The 20,579-nt window shown below is 70.9% G+C and carries 20 protein-coding genes; 3 read left to right on the plus strand and 17 right to left on the minus strand.

All coding sequences use genetic code 11. The features are described 5' to 3' along the window. Positions 1–20 precede the first annotated feature (20 nt). Genes resB through C8D81_RS20220 form a run of 6 tightly spaced genes read right to left on the minus strand, consistent with a single transcriptional unit; the run spans position 21 to position 5,931 of the window. Entirely contained in the window at positions 21–1,544 is a 1,524-nt protein-coding gene (resB, locus tag C8D81_RS20195) for a cytochrome c biogenesis protein ResB (RefSeq protein ID WP_229119264.1), read from the minus strand. A gap of 15 nt (positions 1,545–1,559) precedes the next feature. Next, on the minus strand, positions 1,560–2,318 hold the full coding sequence (locus C8D81_RS20200; RefSeq protein ID WP_094357450.1) for a cytochrome c biogenesis CcdA family protein: 759 nt from the start codon (positions 2,316–2,318) through the stop codon (positions 1,560–1,562). Positions 2,319–2,332: 14 nt separating this feature from the next. Next, positions 2,333–2,920, minus strand: a complete 588-nt coding sequence (locus tag C8D81_RS20205) for a TlpA family protein disulfide reductase (RefSeq protein ID WP_094357384.1) — start codon at positions 2,918–2,920, stop codon at positions 2,333–2,335. Further along, complete coding sequence (locus tag C8D81_RS20210; RefSeq protein WP_094399147.1) at positions 2,920–3,573, minus strand: histidine phosphatase family protein; 654 nt, start codon at positions 3,571–3,573, stop codon at positions 2,920–2,922. Before C8D81_RS20210 ends, C8D81_RS20205 begins: the two co-directional genes overlap by 1 nt. A gap of 45 nt (positions 3,574–3,618) precedes the next feature. Further along, a complete protein-coding gene (gene hemL / locus C8D81_RS20215; protein WP_133626683.1) occupies positions 3,619–4,935 on the minus strand; it encodes a glutamate-1-semialdehyde 2,1-aminomutase in 1,317 nt (438 codons plus the stop codon). 57 nt (positions 4,936–4,992) lie between these two features. Next, positions 4,993–5,931, minus strand: a complete 939-nt coding sequence (locus C8D81_RS20220; RefSeq protein ID WP_094406172.1) for a LysR family transcriptional regulator — start codon at positions 5,929–5,931, stop codon at positions 4,993–4,995. A gap of 134 nt (positions 5,932–6,065) precedes the next feature. Here C8D81_RS20220 and mdlC point away from each other — a divergent pair, with 134 nt between their 5' ends. Together mdlC and C8D81_RS20230 are read left to right on the plus strand one after the other, a co-directional pair. Further along, positions 6,066–7,661 carry a benzoylformate decarboxylase gene (gene mdlC, locus C8D81_RS20225; RefSeq protein WP_133626684.1) on the plus strand — a complete coding sequence of 532 codons (1,596 nt, stop codon included), beginning with the start codon at positions 6,066–6,068 and terminating at the stop codon, positions 7,659–7,661. 36 nt (positions 7,662–7,697) lie between these two features. Beyond that, on the plus strand, positions 7,698–9,155 hold the full coding sequence (locus tag C8D81_RS20230) for an MFS transporter (RefSeq protein ID WP_133626685.1): 1,458 nt from the start codon (positions 7,698–7,700) through the stop codon (positions 9,153–9,155). 67 nt (positions 9,156–9,222) lie between these two features. On the opposite strand, the gene C8D81_RS20235 is transcribed toward C8D81_RS20230, so the two are convergent. After that, positions 9,223–10,416: a cytochrome P450 gene (locus C8D81_RS20235; protein WP_133626686.1), complete on the minus strand. Its 1,194-nt coding sequence runs from the start codon at positions 10,414–10,416 to the stop codon at positions 9,223–9,225. 92 nt (positions 10,417–10,508) lie between these two features. Between C8D81_RS20235 and C8D81_RS20240 the strand changes: the two genes are divergently transcribed. Next, complete coding sequence (locus C8D81_RS20240; RefSeq protein ID WP_133626687.1) at positions 10,509–10,922, plus strand: hypothetical protein; 414 nt, start codon at positions 10,509–10,511, stop codon at positions 10,920–10,922. A 395-nt stretch (positions 10,923–11,317) separates the two neighbouring features. On the opposite strand, the gene bfr is transcribed toward C8D81_RS20240, so the two are convergent. The 10 genes from bfr to C8D81_RS20290 all read right to left on the minus strand — a co-directional run bounded on the left by bfr (position 11,318) and on the right by C8D81_RS20290 (position 20,547). After that, entirely contained in the window at positions 11,318–11,809 is a 492-nt protein-coding gene (gene bfr, locus C8D81_RS20245; protein WP_094357404.1) for a bacterioferritin, read from the minus strand. After that, entirely contained in the window at positions 11,796–12,002 is a 207-nt protein-coding gene (locus tag C8D81_RS20250) for a (2Fe-2S)-binding protein (RefSeq protein WP_094357406.1), read from the minus strand. The genes bfr and C8D81_RS20250 overlap by 14 nt, the downstream gene beginning before the upstream one ends. A gap of 62 nt (positions 12,003–12,064) precedes the next feature. Next, complete coding sequence (gene hemB / locus C8D81_RS20255) at positions 12,065–13,072, minus strand: porphobilinogen synthase (protein WP_094357408.1); 1,008 nt, start codon at positions 13,070–13,072, stop codon at positions 12,065–12,067. Continuing rightward, positions 13,069–14,670 carry a bifunctional uroporphyrinogen-III C-methyltransferase/uroporphyrinogen-III synthase gene (locus tag C8D81_RS20260; protein WP_094357410.1) on the minus strand — a complete coding sequence of 534 codons (1,602 nt, stop codon included), beginning with the start codon at positions 14,668–14,670 and terminating at the stop codon, positions 13,069–13,071. Before C8D81_RS20260 ends, hemB begins: the two co-directional genes overlap by 4 nt. A gap of 132 nt (positions 14,671–14,802) precedes the next feature. Continuing rightward, positions 14,803–15,774, minus strand: a complete 972-nt coding sequence (gene hemC, locus C8D81_RS20265) for a hydroxymethylbilane synthase (RefSeq protein WP_094399129.1) — start codon at positions 15,772–15,774, stop codon at positions 14,803–14,805. Beyond that, entirely contained in the window at positions 15,771–17,027 is a 1,257-nt protein-coding gene (locus C8D81_RS20270) for a glutamyl-tRNA reductase (protein ID WP_133626688.1), read from the minus strand. Before C8D81_RS20270 ends, hemC begins: the two co-directional genes overlap by 4 nt. 28 nt (positions 17,028–17,055) lie before the next feature. Continuing rightward, the gene (locus C8D81_RS20275; RefSeq protein WP_094357416.1) at positions 17,056–17,796 is read right to left on the minus strand and encodes a redox-sensing transcriptional repressor Rex; all 741 of its coding nucleotides are present in this window, start codon (positions 17,794–17,796) and stop codon (positions 17,056–17,058) included. A 278-nt stretch (positions 17,797–18,074) separates the two neighbouring features. Continuing rightward, positions 18,075–18,326 (minus strand): glutaredoxin family protein, encoded by a 252-nt coding sequence (locus tag C8D81_RS20280; RefSeq protein ID WP_133626689.1) that lies wholly within the window; start codon positions 18,324–18,326, stop codon positions 18,075–18,077. Next, complete coding sequence (locus C8D81_RS20285; RefSeq protein WP_133626690.1) at positions 18,323–19,828, minus strand: class I adenylate-forming enzyme family protein; 1,506 nt, start codon at positions 19,826–19,828, stop codon at positions 18,323–18,325. Before C8D81_RS20285 ends, C8D81_RS20280 begins: the two co-directional genes overlap by 4 nt. A gap of 62 nt (positions 19,829–19,890) precedes the next feature. Beyond that, the gene (locus C8D81_RS20290; protein WP_133626691.1) at positions 19,891–20,547 is read right to left on the minus strand and encodes a dihydrofolate reductase family protein; all 657 of its coding nucleotides are present in this window, start codon (positions 20,545–20,547) and stop codon (positions 19,891–19,893) included. Between the last annotated feature and the right edge of the window lie 32 nt (positions 20,548–20,579).

Genomic DNA, 20,579 nt, shown 5'->3' on the forward strand with positions numbered 1-20,579 from the left:
GCGTCCTCCCAGCCGCCAATCTAATCCGTCTTGTCGTCTTCGACCGCATCGGCCAGTGCGAGGACGTCGTCCTCCAGCCCGGTCCGGGCGTCGGCCCGGTCCAGGCCGGCCACATCGGCGGTCCCGTCCGGGCGTACCCGGACCCAGAGCCGCCGGGGCCGGATGAACAGCGACAGGCACAATCCGGCGACGCCGATCATCACCGAGCCGAGCGTCAGCGGCATCCCGGGGGTGCTGGAGACCTGCAGGGTCACCCAGCGCTGGTAGCCGTCGAAGCTGATCGAGCCCTGCCCCTCGGGCAGCGTCCAGGTCTCCCCCGGCTTCAACCGCTCCCGCAGCAGATCGCCGTTCGCCTGCTTGAGCTGGGTCATCCCGGTCTTGTCGAGGGAGTAGACGTTCTCGGGTACGCCGTCCTCGGCGCGCGGCGGGCCGACCCAGGCGTTCAGATAGAGCGCGGGGTTGTAGGTGTCGGGGAACAGCGAGCGCGGCGCCGCCGAGTCGACCGGCGCGGTCGGCACGAACCAGCCCTCGAAGGCGAGCCGCTCGGGGCGGGCGTCGGGGGCCTTCACCACGCCCTGGGAGTTGAACATGCCGTCCTGGGGCAGGAAGATCACCGGCCCGGACCAGGCCACATTGCCCTGCCCGTCGCGCACGGTGACCTTGGGGGCGTACCCGTGTCCGAGCAGGTGCACCTCCGCACCGCGGACATCGAGCGGCCGGTTGACCTGGATCACCGCGTCCCGCGGGGTGGCATTCGGGCTGTCGACGACCCGCACCTTGGCGGTGAACTCGGTCGGCTGGCCGGTGTTCACCGGGCCGGTCTCGAACAGCACCCGGAAGTCGTCGATCAGCACCGAGAAGGGCGGCAGGTCCTGGTCGGTGAACGCCGCCCCGGAGCGGATGTCGTCGTACTGGCTGAGGTTGTTGGAGAAGCCGCTGCCGACCAGCACCGTCGAGGTGCCGCGATAGCCGAACAGCACCCCGATGGCGATGCCGAGCAGCACGAAGACCAGCGAGGTGTGGAAGACCAGGTTGCCGAACTCGCGCAGATAACCGCGTTCGGCGGAGATGCTGCCGTCGGCGTCATCGCGGCGAACCCGGAATTTCTTGCTGCGCAGGAATTCCTCGGCCCGGTCCAGGGGGTCGGCGGCCGCGGTGACGGTGGTCGAGGCGGGCAACCGGGTCAGGTTCCGCGGGGTGACCACCGGCTGGGCGCGTACGCCCTTGGCGTAGGTGATGATCCGCGGAATGATGCAGCCGACCAGCGAGACCAGCAGCAGCAGATAGATCGCCGAGAACCAGGGCGAGGTGTAGGCGTCGAAGAAGCCGAGCTTGTCATAGATCGCGCCGACCTGCGGATTCTCGGCGAGGTAGGCCTTCACCTTCAGCGGCGAGGTGGGCCGCTGCGGCAGCAGGCCACCGGGGATCGCCGCGAGCGCGCCGACGAAGAGCAGGGTCAGCGCGGTCCGCATCGAGGTCAACTGGTTCCAGCAGAACCGCAGGAACTCCAGCGGGGTCAGGGTCCCCGCTTCGCGTTCTGCCACTCGATTTCCTCCCACTCAGATCACGGTCCCGAAGTTCAGCGCCCACTGCCGGACCACACCCATCAGCGCATCCCACCAACCGGTGAGCAGCAGGATGCCGACCAGCACCATCATCGCCCCGCCGAGCCGCAGCAGCGCCCGCTGATGCCGGCGGACGAAGGCGACCACCGGCTTCATCCGGGTGAATGCGACCGCGGCCAGCACGAAGGGGATGCCGAGGCCCAGGGCGTACGCCAGCGAGAGCAGTGCGCCGCGGGTCGCCGAGCCCTCGTTGAGCGCCAGGGTGAGCACCACCGACAGGGTCGGGCCGATGCAGGGCGTCCAACCGAGCCCGAACAGCAGCCCGAGCACCGGGGAGAAGGCGACCCCGACCTTCGGCATCCGATGGATCCGCAGCTCCCGCTGCCCCAGCGGCACGACCCCGGCGAAGATCAGCCCGAGCAGGATCGCCAGCACCCCGAGCACGATCATCAGCGGCCGGGAATAGGTCAGCAGCAGCGATCCCAGGCCGCCGAGCAGGGCCCCGGTGGCGACGAAGAAGAGCGCGAAGCCGAGCACGAAACCGAGGCTGCCGAGCAGCATCCGGCGGCGGCTGCCGCGCTCCTCGATGACGTCGGCGGCGCTCAGCCCGGTCGCGTATGACAGGTACCCGGGCAGCAGCGGCAGGACGCAGGGTGAGAAGAACGACACCAGCCCGGCCAGGGCGGCGACCGGGATCGCCAGCAGCAGCGTCCCGCCGACCGCGTTGGCCGCCCAGCTGCCGATGTCGAGCATGAGCACGGTCCCGGTCACTTCCCGGCGGCGGTGTCGTTGACCAGCCCGACCAGGGTGGTGGTGTCGACGGTGCCGATCACCCGGGCGGCGACCCGGCCCTGCGGGTCGATGACCAGGGTGCTCGGGATGCCCGAGGGCGGCAGCTCCCCGGAGAACTGCAGCAGGGTGCGGCCCTCGGGGTCGTAGATCGAGGGATAGGTGACCCCGAAGTTGCGGACGAATGCCTGCGCGGGTGCCGGGTCGGGGTCGCGGGTGTCGATGCCGATGAAGACCGCGGTGTCCTTGGTCTGCTGGTGGGCGGCGACCAGGTCGGGCGCCTCCTTGCGGCAGGGCGCACACCAGGAACCCCAGACGTTGATCACCACGACCTTGCCGGGATGGGAGGTGGTCAGCTGCTCCCCGTTCAACCCGGTGCCGCTGGCCTGCGGGGCGGGTTTGCGCTGATCGGGCGGGACCCGGGTGAGGCCGGTGCTGCCGGCGACGAAGCCGGTGCCCCCGCCGCCGCTCACCGAGCTGCTGCAGCCGGTGATCAGCAATGCGCCGGCGGTGGCCAGGAGGCCGCCGAAGGCGCGGCGGCTGAACGGGGAGTCGGTGGCGGACATCAGGCTCCGGCGACGAACTTCTTGGGGTTCTTGTTCTTGGCCGGTACCAGGTCGATCGCCGGCTCGGCGTAGTCGACCCGGGCGACCCGGCCGTCGATCACGGTGAACGAGGTCAGGCTGGCCAGGCTGCACTGCCGCTTGCGCGGGTCGTGCACGAGCGGGCGGCCCTCGGCGTCCAGGCGGGCCATCCAGATCGGCAGCTGGTGCGAGACGATCAGCGCCTCGTGGCCCTCGGCAGCAGCGGCCGCGTCGGCGATCGCGGCCCGCATCCGCGGCACGATGTGCTTGTACGCCTCACCCCAGCTGGGGCGCAGCGGGTTGTAGAGCCGGCGCAGCACGGCCGGCTGCAGCAGCTGGGTCAGCTTGCCGGTGAACACCCGCCCGGCCAGCGAGTTGCCGGCCTCGATCACCCGTTCGTCGATCACCGGTTCCAGCTGGTGCTGCTCGGCGATCGGGGCCAGGGTCTCCCGGGCCCGCTCCAGCGGGGAGACGCGCAGGTGCACCAGGTCGAAGCCGGCGGTGTGCTCGGCCAGCCGCTGGGCCATCTGCCGGCCGATGTCGGAGAGGTGGTAGCCGGGCAACCGCTCGTAGAGCACGCCGTCGGGGTTGTCGACCTGGCCGTGGCGCAGCAGGTGGACGATTGCCTTGGACATGGTGCGTGGCTCCTGGGGTCTCGGCCGGTTGTCGGTGATCGATGGTCAGACGCGAGCGGCCGCGGCGGCCGCCCTGGGCAGTGCGTCAACGATACGTGCGAGCGCCGCATCGTCATGGGTGCTGGAGAGGAACCAGCCCTCATAGGCGCTCGGCGGCAGGTAGACCCCGGCGTCCAGCATGGCGTGGAAGAAGGCGGCGAAGCGGTCGGTGCGCTGGGTCTTGGCGGTGGCGTAGTCGGGGACGGCGGTGACGGTGTCGTCGGGGGTGAAGAAGACCGAGAACAGGCTGCCGGCGTTCTGGATGACATGCGGTACGCCGAAGACCGAGAGCGCCTTGGTGACCTCCTCGCGGAGCCGGGCGGAGGTCTCGCCGATGTGGGCGTAGACGTCGTCGGTGGCGAGCCGCAGCGTGGTCAACCCGGCGGCGACCGCGACCGGGTTCCCGGACAGGGTGCCGGCCTGGTAGACGTCACCGGCCGGAGCGAGTCGCTGCATCAGCTCGCGGGAACCGCCGAAGGCCGCGGCCGGGAAGCCACCGCCCATCACCTTGCCGAAGGTCATCAGATCCGGGCGTACGCCGTCGATGCCGAACTGGCCGGACGGGGAGACCCGGAAACCGGTCATCACCTCGTCGCTGATGAACAGCGCGCCGTTGGCGTGGCAGATGTCGCGTAGGAACTCGTTGAAGTTGGTGCCGTCGACCGCGTCCACCCCGGGCGGGACGACGCCCATGTTGCCGGCCGCGGCCTCGGTGATCACGCAGGCGATCTGGTCGCCGTACTCGGCGAACAGCTGGCGGACCGCGTCGCGGTCGTTGTATTCGCAGACCAGGGTGTCGGCGGTGGTCGCCGCGGTCACCCCGGGGCTGCCGGGCAGGCCGAGGGTGGCGGCACCGGAGCCGGCGGCGACCAGCAGCGAGTCGACGTGGCCGTGGTAGCAGCCGGCGAACTTGACGATCTTGTCCCGGCCGGTGACCCCGCGGGCCAGCCGGAGCACGCTCATCGTCGCCTCGGTACCGGAGCTGACCAGGCGTACCTCCTCGACCGGGGTCCGCTCGATGATCGCCTCGGCGAGCTCGACCTCGGCCTCGGTGGGGGCGCCGAAGGAGGTGCCGTCGACGACCACCTTGCCGACCGCGGAGAGCACCGACGGGTGCGCGTGGCCGAGCAGCATCGGCCCCCAGGAGCAGACCAGGTCGACGTAGTCGTTGCCGTCGGCGTCGTAGAGGTGGGGACCCGACGCGCGCTGGATGAACCGCGGCGTACCGCCGACCGACTGGAACGCCCGGACCGGCGAGTTCACCCCTCCCGGGATGACCTGCTGGGCGCGTTCGAACAGTTCAGCGGATCGGGTGGTCTGCACCCGGGCATTCTAGTTGCGCCCGACCGCCGTTCACGATTCGAGGGACTGCGGTTCCGGTCACATCCGAGGGGAGGGTTCCGCGCCGCCGCCGAATGCCGGTGCGCGGCAGGTCTCGAGGATCAGATCGGTCAGCCATCGTTGCGCCGCCGTCTGCCTCGAACGGTCGTGGTGATAGAGCGCCGTCTCGGCGTGCGGCACCTGCAGCGGGTGCGCCAGCACCTTCAATCCGCCGCGACGTCGTTCCAGTTCGGCCAGGAACCGGGGAACGACCGCCAGACAGTCGGTATGGCGCACCACGTCGGGTATCCCCCCGATCCGCGGCACGTGCAGCACGGTCCGCAACTGCGGGAACCGCGCTTCGGCGATCGCGGTCGGCGCGGCATGACCGACCTCGGAGGCCAGGCCGATGTGCGGTTCGGCGGCGAACTCCGCAGCGCTGAGCGTCTCACCGATGCGCGGATGGTCGGCGGCGGCGAGCACCACGTAGTCATCGAGCAGCAGCGGGCTGCGCTGCACCCCGGGCAGCTCCAGCCGCTGGGAACAGATCACACCGTCCACCTCGCCCCGATGCAGTGCGCTCTCCACCCGCGCGACGACCAGCGGCCGGATCTCCAGCAGCGCCTGCGGGGCCCGGTCCCGCAGCGCCGGGATGATGATCGGCAGGAACGCCCGCTCCCCCAGATCGGTGAGCCACAGCCGTAACCGCATCGGAGCGACAACCGGATCCACCGCATCGATCGTCGACAGCGTGGCTTCCAACTGGTCCAGCCCGGCCCGGAGGCCCGGATAGAGCTCACGGGCCCGCGGAGTGGCGACCACACCCCGTCCGGAGCGGACGAACATCGAATCCCGGTACGCCGTCCGCAGGCGCTGCAGGGCGTGGCTCACGCTGGGCTGGGAGATCCCCAGCCGCCGGGCCGCGCCGGTCACGCTGCGCGACTCGTAGATCGCGCAGAAGACCCGGATCAGATTCAGGTCGGCGGTGGCCTCGGGCACGAGCGGATCCTACCGGCACATATAGACAGCATCTATGTCTGAATAGCCATTCATCGCTGGTGCATGTGATGGACCACCGGTTAGCGTTCCGGCACCGACGTCGCACCGAGGCGACGCGAGAGCGAGGGAACGTCGTGAAGACCGTCCGCGAAATCACCCATGATCTGCTGCTCGCCCGGGGCGTGCGCACCATCTTCGGCAATCCGGGCTCCAACGAGCTGCCGTTCCTGACCGGCCTGCCGGACCGACTCGACTATGTGCTCGCCCTGCACGAGGGCGCGGCGCTCGGGATGGCAGACGGGTACGCACAGGTCACCGACGAGCCGGTGGTGGTCAACCTGCACGCGGCCTCGGGCACCGGGAACGCCATGGGAGCGTTGACGAACGCCGCCCAGTCCGGCAGCCCGCTGGTGCTGATCGCCGGCCAGCAGGTGCGCGGCACGATCGGGCTGGACGTCATGCTGGCGAATCTGGACTCCACCCAGCTGACCAGGCCGTTGACCCGCTGGAGTTACGAGCCGGCCTGCGCCGAGGACGTCCCGCGCGCGGTCAGCGAGGCGGTGCTGCGGGCGGTCACCGCGCCCGGCGGGCCGACCTATCTGTCGGTCCCCTATGACGACTGGGACCGCGAGGCCACCGCGGACGACTCCCGGTTGCCCCAGCGGGTGGCGCCCGGCACTCCGCGACTGGCCGAGGAGACCGTGGCCGCCATCGCTGCCCGGATCGATGCGGCCGAGCGGTTCGCGCTGGTCCTCGGCGCCCGCACCGACACCACCGAGGGATGGGCCGCCAGCCGGGCGCTCGCGGAGGCCGTGGACGCCGACGTCTGGGTCGCACCGTCGGCGAGCCGGATGCCGTTCCCCAACCGGCATGGCCAGTTCCGGGGCGTCCTGCCGGCCGCGATCTCCGGCGTGTCCGAGGCGCTCGCCCCCTACGACCTGGTGCTGGTCGCCGGCGCGCCGCTGTTCCGGTACCACCAGTACGCCCCCGGGCGGTACCTGAGCGACGGCGTCGACCTGGTGCACCTCACCGACAACCCCGACGAGGCGGCGCGGGCCCCGTTCGGGGAGAGCCAGCTGGGCGATCCGGTGGCCGCGCTGGCCGCGATCGCCCACCGGGTGCGGCCCCGCCCGAACGAGCGTCGCGAGCAGTGGCAGCCGGTCGGCGAGGTCCCCGCGGAAACGCCCGAGACGCGGAAGCTGAGTCCCGAAGCCGCCTTCGCGGTGCTCCGCGACACGGCCCCGGCGGACACCTGCTGGGTGGTCGAGTCGACCTCGACCAACAGTGCGTTCTGGTCCCAGATGGACCTGCGACAGCCCCGCAGCTACCTGTGGCCGTCGGCCGGCGGGCTCGGCTTCGGCCTGCCCGCCGCGGTCGGTGCCAAGCTCGGCCAACCGGACCGCCCGGTGGTCGCGGTGGTCGGCGACGGCTCGGTCAACTACACCCCGAGCGCGCTGTGGACGGCCGCCCAGCGCCGCCTCCCGATGGTCTTCGTCGTCCTGAACAACGGTGGCTACGGCGCGCTGCGCTGGTTCGCCGACGTGCTCGGAATCGACGACGCCCCCGGTCTCGACGTCCCGGGGATCGACTTCGTCGCGCTCGCCCGCGGTTATGGCCTGACCGCCTCCGCGGTGGGCACCGTCGGTGACTTCGAGGCGGCCTTCCGGACGGCATTGGCCGCCGACGGCCCGACCCTCATCGAGGTGGCCACCGCTCCCTCCACCCCCTGACCGACTACCGCTCGACACGAGAACCAAGGAACCACCATGTCCACACTCACTGTCGACAAAGTCGTCGACAACGCCACTCCAGGGCGCCTGCATCTGCGCGTCATCATCCTCTGCACACTGCTGATGATCGTCGACGGATACGACATGGTCTCCTACGGCACCGTGGTGAACGCGCTGATGCGGGATTGGTCGCTGTCCCCCGTGCAGGCCGGTTGGCTCGGATCGGCAGCCCTGATCGGCATGCTGATCGGCGGGCTCCTCCTGGCCCCGCAGGCGGACCGGTGGGGCCGTCGGCCGATGCTGATCGGATGTCTGATCGGTTCCTCGGTGTTCACCGCTGCCTGCGCGCTCGCGCCGGGGTTCCTGCCGCTGTTCCTGAGTCGGACCGCGGTCGGCATCTGCCTCGGTGCACTGGTCGCCAACTTCACCGCACTGGTCGGCGAGTTCGCGCCACGGCGCTTCCGCGCCCTGATGGTCTGCCTGGTGTCGAGCAGCTACTCCGCCGGTGGCATCGCCGCCGCACTGGTCGCGCTGCAGGCGATCCCCACCCTCGGCTGGCGAAGCGTCTTCTGGATCGGGACCGTCTCGATCGCACTGCTGCCATTCCTGATCGTCTGGCTCCCGGAATCCCCGGCGTACCTCTCCCGCCGGCCCGAGCGCCGGGTCGAACTCGATCGCCTGTTACGCGGGCTCGCCCCCGAGCTCGACCCCGCCGCCGTCTCCGCGGGCACCGCATCCACCGGCACCGATCCCGGCCCGGCAGAGCCGGCCGACGCGCGGACCCGGCAGTCCCGGGCGCCGGTGGTCGAGCTGCTGCGGGTCGGCGGAACCGTCGGCACGGTGTCGCTCTGGGTGGTCTTCGCGATGGCGATGCTGCTCAGCTACGCGCTCAACACCTGGCTGCCCTCGCTGATGACCGCCGCCGGCTACCCGTTGGCATCGGGTCTGATGAACCTGGTGATGTTGAATGTGGGCGGGATCATCGGGGCCCTGGTCGCCGGCTACCTGGCCGATCGGATCGGCACCCGGCGGGTGATCACGATCTGGTTCCTGCTCGCCGCCGCCTCGCTCGCATCCCTGGCCCTGCGACCACCCGGGATGTTGCTGTCGGTGCTGCTGATCATCGCCGGCGCCTGCACGATCGGCACGCTCGCGATCACCCACGCCCTGGCCGTGGAGCACTATCCCGCCCATGTCCGCTCGACCGGCATCGGCTGGGCGGCCGGCATCGGACGGATCGGCGCCATCGGCGGACCCGTTCTCGGTGGCGCACTGCTCGGCCTGGCGCTCCCGTTCCAGGCCAACTTCGTCGCCGCGGCGGTGCCGGGGCTGATCGGTGCAGCCGCGGTATCCCTGGTGCGTGCCGTGCGCCGTGATTCCGCCACCGCCGACACCGGTCAGACCGGTGACATCGAGATCGCACTGACCGAACGCCCGGCGACCCCCGCGGTGCCGCTGAGGGAAACCGACCTGAGAGAAGGAGACGACGGATGAGTCTGATGGATACCGACCACCTCGGAGGACTGATCAACAGGCGGCCGGGGCTCTCGGCGGGGCGCGATCACCAGGTCACCTCGAGCGAGTTCAGGCCGTAGAAGGCGCTGTAGAGCCGGTAGTCACCGGGTTGCTCGGGGTCGGCGAGTGCCAGCCGTGGGAACCGCCGCAGCAGGGCGCGGAGCGCGATCCGCATCTCCAGCCGGCCCAGTGGTGCGCCGATGCAGTGGTGCAGACCGTGGCCGAAGGCGACGTGACCCGGGGCGCCCCGGGAGATGTCCAGCACCTCCGGGTTCGCCACCAGGGCGGGGTCGCGGTTGGCCGCCAGCGGCGACGGCGCGACCAGCGAGCCGGCCGGGATGGCGTGCCCGGCGATCTCCACGTCGGTGGTGGTGACCCGGAACAGCGTCGGCACGATCGCCAACCAGCGCAGCAATTCCTCGACCGCCGGCCCGACCGCGTCCGGGTCGTCACGGACCGTCGCCAACTGGTCCGGGTGGCGCAACAGGGCCAACACCGACAGGCCCAGCATGTTCGCGGTGGTCTCATGGCCGGCGATCAGCATCAGACTGGCGATGCCGATCAGCTCATCGGTGGACAGGTCGTCTCCGTGCTCGCGGACCAGCATGCCCAGCAGGTCCTCACCGGGATCGGCCTGCGCCCGGGCGACCAGGCCGGTGAGATAGTCCCGGTCCTCCTGCAGCGCGGCATTGCGTTCGGTGGCGGTTGCCGAGACGTCCAGCATCCGCGCGGTCCGGTCCTGGAATGCGTCCCGGTCGGCATACGGAACCCCGAGCAGTTCGCAGATCACCAGCGAGGGCACCGGCAGCGCGAAGTGCCGGATCAGGTCGGCCGGTCGGCCCGCGTGCTCCAGATCGTCCAGCGCGGACTCGACGATCTCGGTGATCCGCGGCTCCAGCCGGCGCATCCGGCGACCGGTGAACTCCGGGGTCAGCATCCGACGCAACCGGGTGTGTTCCGGCGGGTCGAAGGTGATGAAGCTCCCGGCCCGCCGCCTGGCGTTCTCCTCCGCGGTCAGCCCCTCGGCGTCGGGAAATGCGGTGATCACGCTGCTGAACCGGGTCGCATCGGCCAACACCTCCCGCACGTCCTCGTGCCGCAGGATCAGATAGGCCGGCTCCCCGAACGGGCCCACCTGCCGCAGTACACCCTGCCCATCTCGGGCCCGGCCCAGTTCGTCGACCGGGTTCAGCCCGTCGCGGCGCCGCATCTCCAGGGGCAATTCCGTCGCTTCGGTCATCACAAACTCCCATTCGTCGTCACTCACCAAACAGTTTAGTACACTATATAGTGAAGTAACTTTAGACCGGAGCAGCCAGTCCAGGGGGAGACATGACCAGAGAAACTCGGACCGGACCATGCGGCCACCAGGACCGGCAGCAACGGGACGCGACGGCATTCCTCGATGCCCGGGTCGAGGCGCGCCTCGACCTGTTCGAGGCGGACTTGTCGACGCACGGAGACCTGGCGGACTGCGTGGGCGAACTGACCCTCGGAATCCTCCATGACGCCCGGCGGGTACGGGCCGACATCGCGGGGCCGACCCTGGCCGACGATGTGCGGATGCGTACCCTCGCCCGGCGCTGGTCGGACCGGCTGACCGACGCGATCGCGCTCTATCGGGATCGGGAGCAGGCGGTGGCGATCGTCGTCCAGCTGGGCGGCTGCCTGGCGTACGCCGCCGTGCACGACGCGCCCCTCAGCCGGGAGACGATCGCCCGGGCGGTACGCGCATTGGCCGCGTGATCCCCGGTGAGCGGTGGCCGGGGGTCATCTCGATACTCCCATTTTCAACCGGGAGCCGGGTGCTCCGACCCGACCTCGCCCCACTTCGCGGCTCAACTCTCACTTCGCGGCCTGCATGCGGTCCGCTGAGTGAGAGTTGAGCCGCGGAGTGGGAACCGGCCGCCAGGGAGGACGGGTTGTTGTTGTCGGCGGCAGCGTCGGAATCGCACAGCATGGTCAGCTCGTGAATCGGACGATTCTCAAGGCTGACGCCGCGGACCCGTCCGATTCACCGGGTGAGTTCGCCGAGTGCTTCGGACGGGCTGAGTGCGGCTCATCTCGACACGGCCGCAGGCGGCCTACTCGACGAGCGTGGGGACACGGCCGCAAGCGGCCTACTCGATGAGCGCGGGCGCTCAGCTGCCGGGGGCCTCGCCGACCGGTACCTGCTGGGCGAGGTAGTTCTCGACGCCGACGCGATCGATGGCGTCGAGCTGGCCCTCGAAGAAGTCGGCGTGCTCCTCCTCATCGCGCGCCATCTCCTCGAAGATGGCGGCGGTGGCGTGGTCGCCGAGCTCGTGGCACTCCTTGGCCGCGTCGTTGAACTGGGCCACCGCGGCGTACTCCGAGTCCCGGGCCAGCTCCAACATCTCGCGGGCCTCCTCGCCGACCTGCAGCGGCTTCAGCTTCTGCAGGTTGGGGTGGCCGTCGAAGAACAGGATCCGCTGGATCAGGTCGTCGGCATCCTTCATCTCGCCGATGGACAACTCGTAGAAGACCTTGCCGAGATGCCCCAGGCCGCGGTTGTCGAGCACCCGCGCGGTGAGGAAGTAGGAGTTGATGACGGTCAGTTCGGTGGTGAGCGCGTCGTTCAGCAGTTCGACTACACGTGGGCTACGCGGCTTCATGTTTCTCCTCGAGGCTGCGGGGGTCTTTGCCCTCACAATAGCGCTCGAGGATGGCCCGGATGGAGTCGTGGCAGTTGCCGCACCCCGTTCCGGCGTCGGTCATCATGCCGACCCGCTCCACCGTCTGGGCACCGCGATGACAGGCGGCCGCCACATCGCGGTCGCTCACCACCTCACAGTGACAGACGATCATGCAGGTAAGGCTAACCTTCACAACTGCCCATCGCCAGCCCTCGTGCCAACAGGTGGCACAGGTCACATCGCGCGCCGCGCGACCTCCAGCGCCCAGTAGGTGAGCACGATGTCGGCACCGGCGCGGCGGATCGAGGTGAGTGTCTCGTCGATGGTCCGCTCCCGGTCCAGCCAGCCGTTCGCGGCGGCGGCCTCGACCATCGCGTACTCGCCGGAGATGTTGTACGCCGCCACCGGCAGGTCGGTGTGGGCGCGGGCCGCGGCGATCACATCGAGGTAGGCCAGCGCGGGCTTGACCATGATGATGTCGGCACCCTCGGCCACGTCGAGCGCGATCTCGCGGAGCGCGTCGCGGGTGTTCGCCGGGTCCTGCTGATAGGTGCGCCGGTCGCCGACCAGGGAGGAGTTCACCGCCTCCCGGAACGGGCCATAGAACGCCGAGGCGTACTTCGCGGCGTACGCCATGATCACCGTCTCGGCATGTCCGGCCGCATCCAGCGCCTCGCGGATCACGCCGACCTGACCGTCCATCATGCCGCTCGGGCCGACCACGTGGGCGCCCGCCTCGGCGTGCAGCACGGCCATCTCGGCGTACGCCTGCAGGGTCGCGTCGTTGTCGACGACGCCGTCGGCGGTGAGGACGCCGCAGTGGCCGTGGTCGGTGAACTCGTCCAGGCAGACATCGCTCATCACCAGCAGGTCGTCACCGACCTCCTCGCGGACCGCGCGCAGCGCGACATTGAGGATGCCGTCGGGGGCGAGGGCCTGGGAGCCGGTGGCGTCCTTGTGCTCAGGCAATCCGAACAGCATGATCCCGGCGAGTCCGGCCTCGGCGCACTCCGCGGCGGTGCGGCGCAGCGAATCGAGGCTGTGCTGGACCACCCCGGGCATCGAGGTGATCGGCTTCGGCTCGGTCAACCCCTCGGCGACGAAGGCGGGCAGGATCAGCCGGCGCGGTTCGACGGCGGTCTCGGCGACCATCGCCCGCAGCACCGGCGAACTGCGCAGCCGCCGGGGACGGCTGGTCGGGAACGGCGCCCCGGGGAACGGTGCGGGTGAGAAGTCGGTCATCGACGCCGGCCGCTGGTACGCCGGTCCGAGGGCTTGGTGACGGTCTCCCCCGCCGCGGTCAATGCGTCCCGGCGCTCGGCGGCGAAGTTGGCCAGCCCGTCGGCCAGCTCCAGCGCACCGGGGTTGGCGGCCATCACATCGACGCGCAGTCCGTGCTCCTCGCAGGTCCGTGCGGTGGCCGGGCCGATCACCGCGATCACCGTGCTGGCGTGCGGCTTGCCGGCGATGCCGACCAGGTTGCGGACCGTCGAGGAGGAGGTGAACACCACCGCGTCGAAGCGGCCGGTCTTGATCGACTCGCGGACCTCGGCGGGCGGCGGGGCGGCCCGAACGGTGCGGTAGGCGGTGACGTCCTCGACCTCCCAGCCCAGCTTGGCCAGGCCGGCGGACAGGGTCTCGGTGGCGATGTCGGCGCGCGGCAGGAAGACCCGGTTGATCGGGTCCAGCAGCTCGTCGTAGGGCGGCCACTCGGCGGCCAGCCCGGCCGCCGACTGCTCCCCGGTGGGGACCAGGTCGGGTTCGATGCCCCAGCTGCGCAGCGACGCGGCGGTCACCTTGCCGACCGCGGCGACCTTCAGCCCGGACAGCGCGCGGGCGTCCAGGCCGTATTCCTCGAGCCGTTCACGGACCGCCTTGACCGCGTTCACCGAGGTGAACGCGACCCACTCGTACCGGCCCTCGACCAGGCCGCGGACCGCCTTCTCCATCTGCTGCGGGCTGCGCGGCGGCTCGACCGAGATGGTCGGCACCTCCTCGCTGTGCGCGCCGTAGGAACGCAGCCGGTTGGTCATCGGGCCGGCCTGGTCCTTGGTCCGGGGCACCAGCACCCGCCAGCCGAACAGCGGCTTGGTCTCATACCAGGACAGGTCCTCGCGCAGTTCCACCGCGGGCCCGACCATCAGGTGCACCGGTTCCTCGGTGTCGAGCTGGCGGAGCTCGCCCTCGGTGACGGTGTCGGCCAGTTGGGCCAGGGTGCAGGCGACGGTGCGCTGTTCGGTGGAACCGCCGTAGTAGGTGATCAGGCAGCCCTCCTGCTCGGCCCGCCCGGTGGCCAGCACCGCGGCGGCGACATCGGCGAGCAGGCCGGCCTGGGTGGAGACCACCAGGGTGCCGCTGGCCGCCCACTGCGCGGACTGGGCCTTGGCGACCCGGTCGCCGGTGGAGACGAAGTGGGTGCCGCCGGCGTTGTTCAGCGCGATGCCGGCGTACTCGGGGACGGCGGTCATCGCCGACACCCCGGGCACCACCTCGAAGTCGATGCCGCCGCGGACGCAGGCGGCGGCCTCGTCGGCGACCTGCCCGTCCAGGAACGGGTCACCGGCGACCAGCCGGACCACCCGGCCGCCACCGGCGGCGAGCTTGAGGACCTGCTTGGCGCGCTGCGAGGGCGGCAGCGACTTGCCCGAGGGCTGGTGCGGCAGCACGGTCACCGGCACGTCCTCGCCGACCTGGACCGAGGGGTGTTCGAAGAGCTGCTCCATGATCTCCGAATCCAGCAGCACCGCGCTGGCCTCGGCGATCGCCGCCACCGCGCCGAGGGTGAGCAGGTCGGGGTCACCGGGCCCGGAGCCGACGAAGATCACCCGCCCGCGCGCCACCGGGGCGGGCGGTGCCTCGGCGGCCGCCGCGCGCCCGTCGGTACCGGTCCTGGCTGACCTCTTGCGAACCCCAGCTGTGCTCAACGTGATCACTCGCGATCTGTCTCGTGGCCCGACTCAAAACCCAACGATTCAACCCAAGCGCGCGAGTGCCTGCCCGGCCAGTTCCCGGCCGAGTTCGGCACCCTGTTCCACCGCGGCCGAACCGGCGATGCGCACTGGGGGCGCGTCATCGGACCCGGCCTGGGCGGAAGTGCTCAAGAAGGTTCTCCCAATAACTGCGGCGAGAGTCAAATCGGTTGACCCGCCCGTCTCGTTGGCTGTTCGTGCCAATACCCCGACCGGCGCCAGGCAACCCGCTTCCAGGGTGCGGAGGAACTCCCGTTCGGCGGTGACGGCGGCCCGGGTGGCCGGGTCGTCGAGCCGGGCGATCAGTTCGGGTACGCCGGGGCGGGCGGCCCGGGCGATCTCGATCGCCAGCGCACCCTGGGCGGCGGCCGGGGCGAGCACCTCCGGGTCGAGGATCTCGTGGCTGGGCAGCGCGTCGAGCAACCCGAGCCGGCGCAACCCGGCGGCAGCGAGCACGGTGGCATCGACCTCACCGTGTTCGACCAGCGCCAACCGGGTACCGACGTTGCCGCGGATCGGCCGGAACTCCAGCTGCAGCCCGCGCTCGCGGGCGTACGCCTGCAGCTGGGCCGCGCGGCGCGGTGAACCGGTGCCGATCACCATGCCGTCGGTGAGGGTGGCCAGGCGTTGCCCGACGAGCACGTCGCGGGGGTCCTCGCGTTCGGGTATCGCGGCGATCTCCAGCCCGGGCGCGGGCGCGGTCGGCAGGTCCTTCATCGAGTGCACGGCGACATCGACCTCACCGGCCAGCACCGCCTCCCGCACGGCGACGGCGAACACCCCGGTCCCACCGATCTCGGTGAGGTGCCGGCGGTCCACGTCACCGCGGGTGTCGATACCGACCAGTTCGACCTCGGCACCGAGGGCCCGGAGCCGGTCGGCGACCCATTCGGCCTGCGCGACCGCGAGCGGGGAGCGGCGCGCGCCGATCCGGATCGGGCCGGTGTCCCGGCCGGGTTGCGCCGGGGCGCTCATCGGGGCTGGCTGACCGCGTCGATGGTGGCCGCCTCGAGCGCGAACAGTTCGCGCAGCGCGGCGGCGTAGTCGGGCGAATCCGGTTGGGCGGCGAGCTCCTTGACCCGGACGGTCGGCTGGTGCAGCAGCTTCTCGACCACCCGTCGTACGGTCTGTTCGATCTCGCGGCGCTCCCGCTCCCCCAGCTCGGGCAACCGGGCGTCGAGGCGGCCCAGTTCGGCGGTCATCACCTCGGTGGCCATGGTGCGCAGCGCGACCACGGTCGGGGCGACGGCGGCGGCCCGGCGCAGCCCGAGGAAGTCCCGGACCTCGCCGAGCACCAGCTCCTCGGCGTCGTCCAGATCGGTCTGCTCGGCGGCCTCGGCGAGGTTGGCCAGGCTGACGAGTTGCACCCCGGGCAGCGCGCCGACGGCCTCGTCCACATCGGCCGGCAGGGCCAGGTCGAGGACACCGGTGATCTGGGTGGCGGCGACCTGGTCGGCGGTGATCCGCAGCCCGCGGGCGCCGGTGCAGCTGATCAGCACATCGGCCTCGGCCATCGCCTGGTCGAGTTCGGCGAGCGGGCGGGCGGTGCCCCCGAGGACGGCGGCCAGCCGTTCGGCCTTGTCCAGGGTGCGGTTCACACAGGTGAGGTGGGCGCACTGATCGGCGACGGTGTGGGCGGCCAGAGAGGCCATCGACCCGGCGCCGACGACGAGCACCCGGCGGCCGGCGAGCTCGACACCGCGGTCGGTCAGCGCGGCCAGTCCGGCGGTCACCACGGAGCGTCCGGCGGTGCCCGCGCGGGTCTCGGACTGCACCCGCTTGGCGACCCGCAATCCCTGCTGGAACAGGGAATTCAGCGAGGGGCCGACGGTGCCGGATTGCTGGGCGGTGCTGTAGGCGCCGCGGACCTGGCCGAGGATCTGGTGCTCGCCGGCGACCATCGAATCGAGCCCGGAGGCCACCGCGAAGCAGTGGCTCACCGCCGCCTCGTCATAGAAGACCGCGCAGTTGTCCTGGATCTCATCGACCGACACCCCGGTGATGCCGGCCAGCTCGGCGGTGCCCGCGCCGAGCCCGCCGTGGAAGCGGGTCACTGCGGCGTACACCTCGAGCCGGTTGCAGGTGGACAGCACCACCGCTTCGTCCACGTGCTCGCCGCCCACCAGGGCCTGGGTCAGCTTGCCGGAGGCGTCCGCATCCAGGCTCAGCCGGCCAAGCAGGTCCATCGGGGCCGTCCGGTGGGACAGGCTCACTACCAGGATGCTCAAGTCGGATCCACTTCCTACAGGGTCGCGCTCACACGTCGGTTCGATCGCCGAATCCGCCGGTGACCATCTCCTCGGCGGAGATCTCATCGGCCAGCGACAACTGTCGATGGTACGCCAGAATCTGCAGCTCGCTGCCCAGGTCGACCTTGCGGACGGTGACATCGGCGGGGACCGCCAGGTTGATCGCGGCGAAGTTGAGCAGGCACTTGATGCCCGCGCCGACCAGGGTGTCGGCGACCGGCTGGGCGCTCTCCCCCGGTGTGGTGACCACCCCGATGGTCACCGAGGGGTCGTCGACGACGGCGGACAGGTCGTCCAGGTGGTGGATCGTCAGGCCCTCCACCCGGGTACCGACCAGGCGCGGTTCGACGTCGAAGAGGGCGCTCACCTTGAAGCCGCGGGAGGAGAACCCGGCGTGGTTGACCAGCGCCCGGCCGAGGTTGCCGACCCCGACGATGATCACCGGCCAGTGTTCGGCGGAGCCGATGTTCTGGTCCAGCTGGAAGCGCAGATAGGCGACGTCGTAGCCGACGCCGCGGATGCCGTAGCTGCCGAGGTGGGAGAGGTCCTTGCGCAGCTGGGCGGAGTTCACCCCGGCCGCTGCGGCCAGTTCGCCGGAGGAGATGGTGGCCACCCCGGCGGCGGCGAGGCTGTTCAGTACGCCCAGGTAGGTGGCGAGTCGGGAGACGGTCGCCTCGGGGATCCCGTTGCGGTGGCGTGGCCCATCCGGCGGCTGTGCCGCACCTGCCTTGTCCCGCCGGTTGGACACCGCGTCCCCTGCCCTGCCACCGGGCTCACCCAACGGCCCGGACTCTCACCGGCAGCCTAACCCACCTTGTGAAGATGTGCACAAGGGCACCGAACGTTCATCGAGTAGCAACCCCGGCGCAGCGAAGCGGAGCCGGGGTTGCGTGTCGAGATGAACTCCCCTCATCTCGACACGCTCGCTGCGCGAGCTACTCGATGAGCGGGGGGACTCGCTGCGCGAGCTACTCGATGAGCGGGGGGACTCGCGGCGCGAGCTACTCGATGAGCGGTGAGATGGGTTCAGCTGGCGTCACCGGCCAGGGCCGCTCTGAGGCGTACCGGGTCGACGCGCCAGAAGTCGTGCTGGCGGCCGTCGACGAAGGTGACCGGCACCTGGTCGGTGTAGGACTCCCGCAGCTGCGGGTCGCCGTCGACGTCGACGGTCTCCCAGCCGGTACCGGTCTCGGCGCAGACCTCGGTGACGATCGCGAGTGCGTCGTCGCAGAGATGGCAGCCCTGGCGGACCAGGACCCGGACCCGGGGCTGGGTCATCGTTCCTCCTCCTCGGTGGCATCGAGCAGATCGCGCAGTTGGCCCTTGCGGATCTTCCCGGTGGTCGAGCGCGGCAGCTTCTTCAGCACCAACACCTCGGTCGGCAGCTTGTAGCGGGCCAGCCGTTCGGCGGCGTACGCGAGCACGTCGGCGGTGCTGATCCGCTCGCCGACCAGGAAGGCGACGACCCGTTCCCCGGTGCGCTCGTCGGGCTGGCCGATCACGGCGGCGTCGGTGACCGACGGGTGTTCGGTCAGCACCTCCTCGACCTCGACCGGGAAGACGTTGAAGCCGGAGACGATGACCAGATCGCGGGCCCGGTCGACCAGGAACAGGTCCTCGCCGTCGAGATAACCGACATCCCCGGTACCGAACCAGCCGTCGGCGTCCGGGGCGTCGGCGCCCTCGGGCCAGTAGCCGGAGAACAGGTTCGCGCCGCGGATGAAGATCTCCCCCGGTTCCTCGGGGCCGGCCCCGGCGGGTTCGGCCGGGTCACCGATCCGCAGTTCCACCCCGGGCATGGCCCGCCCGACGTGACCCGGGCCGCGCGGTTCGACACCGATCGTGTTGGCCACCCCGGGCGCGGCCTCGGTGAGTCCGTAGCCCTGGTCCAGGCGGATCCCGGTGAGCTGCTGCCAGTGGTCGGCGAGCACGGCGGGCAGCGGTGCGGCGCCGCTGGTGACCAGTTTCAGCCAGCCGGCGGCCGCGGTCAGCCCCTCGGCCTGGCTCAACCGGTAGAGCGCCGAGGGGGTGAGCGGCAGCACGCTGATCCGCTCGGCATCGAGGATCTGCACCAGGTCGTCGGGCAGTCCGTCGACCAGCACGGTGCGCGCGCCGGTGAAGATCGCGGCGCCGAGGACCGCGTTCAACCCGTAGACGTGGAACAGCGGGAGTGCCGAGAGCACCACCGATTCCGGCCCGGTGGCCCCCTGGGCGGCGTTGTGCTCGCAGTGCGCGAGCAGCGCCCGGTGGCTGAGCATCGCGCCCTTGGGATCGGCCGAGGTGCCGGCGGTGTAGATGATGGCGGCGATGTGCTCCGGATCGGCCAGGGGCGGCGGTTGGGCACCGGCCGCGTGCTGCCGGAAATCGGCCAGCCGGGCCAGCCGTACGCCGGGCAGGTCGGCCTCGGTGAGTTCGGGTACGCCGGGTGGCGGGTCGAGCAGGGCGAGGGCGGCGTCGCTGTGCGCGGCGGCGCGCCGCCACTCGGCCAGCGGCAACTGCGGGTTGATCGGCACCGCGATGCAGCCCGACCGCAGCGCCCCGAACCAGGCGGCGACGAAGTCGATGGTGTGGCTGGCGGTGATCAGCACCCGGCGACCGCCCCAGGCACCGAGCGCGTCGAGAGCGGCCGCCGAGTCGGCGACGAGTTGTTCGAGTTCGGCCCAGCTGACCTCGCGGCGACCGTGCGCACCGACCTCGACGACCGCGATCTCGCCGGGGCGCTCGGCCGCGTGTCGGCGTACCAGATCCGACAGGGTCTGCGGTGACGGGGGCTCGGCCATGCGCCCGAGTCTGGCACGGTCCCTGGTCACCCCGGGCTTCGGGTCGCCGGTGCGCCGCGGATCTACACCGGCTGCGCGAGCTCGACCACGCTGTCCTTGCCATCGACCACCGCAACACCGGCCTGCCGGAACTCCTCGGGCCGCAGTGTCATGGCGACGATCCCGGACTCGGTCACCTGCACCTCGGAGACGGTGAACCCGGTGGGGGTCGATCCGTCGGCGAAGACCCGCTTGCCGAGGCCGCCGACGCTGGTCGGGAAGACCAGCAGGCGGTACGCATCAACCAGACCGGCCTCGTGCAGGGTCTGGATCAGCCGCCAACTCCCGTGCACCTGCAGCTCGCGTCCGGATGCTCGCTTCAGCTCGCTGACCCGCGCGAGGATGTCGGTTCCGATCACGGTGCTGTTGGCCCAGTCCGCCGCTGCGGCCAGGGTCGTCGACACCACATACTTGGGCCCGGTGTTGAGCACCCGCCAGGTGGTCGATCCGTCGTCATCGACCCGGGGCCAGTAGCCCGCCATCGCCTGGTAGGTCCGACGCCCGAGCAGCACGGCATCGGCGTCGGCGAACCAGCGCTCGACGATCTCGCCCATCCCCTGGTCGGCGTAGGGGCCGAGCCAGCCTCCGTGACGGAAGCCACCGGCGGTGTCCTCCTCGGGTGCGCCGGGTGCCTGCATCACCCCGTCCAGGGTGGTGAACACGTTGACGGTCAGTTCCATCGGTCTGCCTTCCTGCTGATGTCGGTCAGCTC

The sequence above is a fragment of the Enemella evansiae genome, assembly GCF_004362375.1.
Classification (GTDB): domain Bacteria; phylum Actinomycetota; class Actinomycetes; order Propionibacteriales; family Propionibacteriaceae; genus Enemella; species Enemella evansiae.

Excerpts from the sequence above, each read along its gene's own strand:
- C8D81_RS20200 (WP_094357450.1), bottom strand. The coding sequence starts at position 2,318 with ATGCTCGACATCGGCAGCTGGGCGGCCAACGCGGTCGGCGGGACGCTG.
- C8D81_RS20205 (WP_094357384.1), bottom strand. The coding sequence starts at position 2,920 with ATGTCCGCCACCGACTCCCCGTTCAGCCGCCGCGCCTTCGGCGGCCTC.
- C8D81_RS20210 (WP_094399147.1), bottom strand. The coding sequence starts at position 3,573 with ATGTCCAAGGCAATCGTCCACCTGCTGCGCCACGGCCAGGTCGACAAC.
- C8D81_RS20230 (WP_133626685.1), top strand. The coding sequence starts at position 7,698 with ATGTCCACACTCACTGTCGACAAAGTCGTCGACAACGCCACTCCAGGG.
- C8D81_RS20235 (WP_133626686.1), bottom strand. The coding sequence starts at position 10,416 with ATGACCGAAGCGACGGAATTGCCCCTGGAGATGCGGCGCCGCGACGGG.
- C8D81_RS20240 (WP_133626687.1), top strand. The coding sequence starts at position 10,509 with ATGACCAGAGAAACTCGGACCGGACCATGCGGCCACCAGGACCGGCAG.
- bfr (WP_094357404.1), bottom strand. The coding sequence starts at position 11,809 with ATGAAGCCGCGTAGCCCACGTGTAGTCGAACTGCTGAACGACGCGCTC.
- C8D81_RS20250 (WP_094357406.1), bottom strand. The coding sequence starts at position 12,002 with ATGATCGTCTGTCACTGTGAGGTGGTGAGCGACCGCGATGTGGCGGCC.
- hemB (WP_094357408.1), bottom strand. The coding sequence starts at position 13,072 with ATGACCGACTTCTCACCCGCACCGTTCCCCGGGGCGCCGTTCCCGACC.
- hemC (WP_094399129.1), bottom strand. The coding sequence starts at position 15,774 with ATGAGCGCCCCGGCGCAACCCGGCCGGGACACCGGCCCGATCCGGATC.
- C8D81_RS20280 (WP_133626689.1), bottom strand. The coding sequence starts at position 18,326 with ATGACCCAGCCCCGGGTCCGGGTCCTGGTCCGCCAGGGCTGCCATCTC.
- C8D81_RS20285 (WP_133626690.1), bottom strand. The coding sequence starts at position 19,828 with ATGGCCGAGCCCCCGTCACCGCAGACCCTGTCGGATCTGGTACGCCGA.
- C8D81_RS20290 (WP_133626691.1), bottom strand. The coding sequence starts at position 20,547 with ATGGAACTGACCGTCAACGTGTTCACCACCCTGGACGGGGTGATGCAG.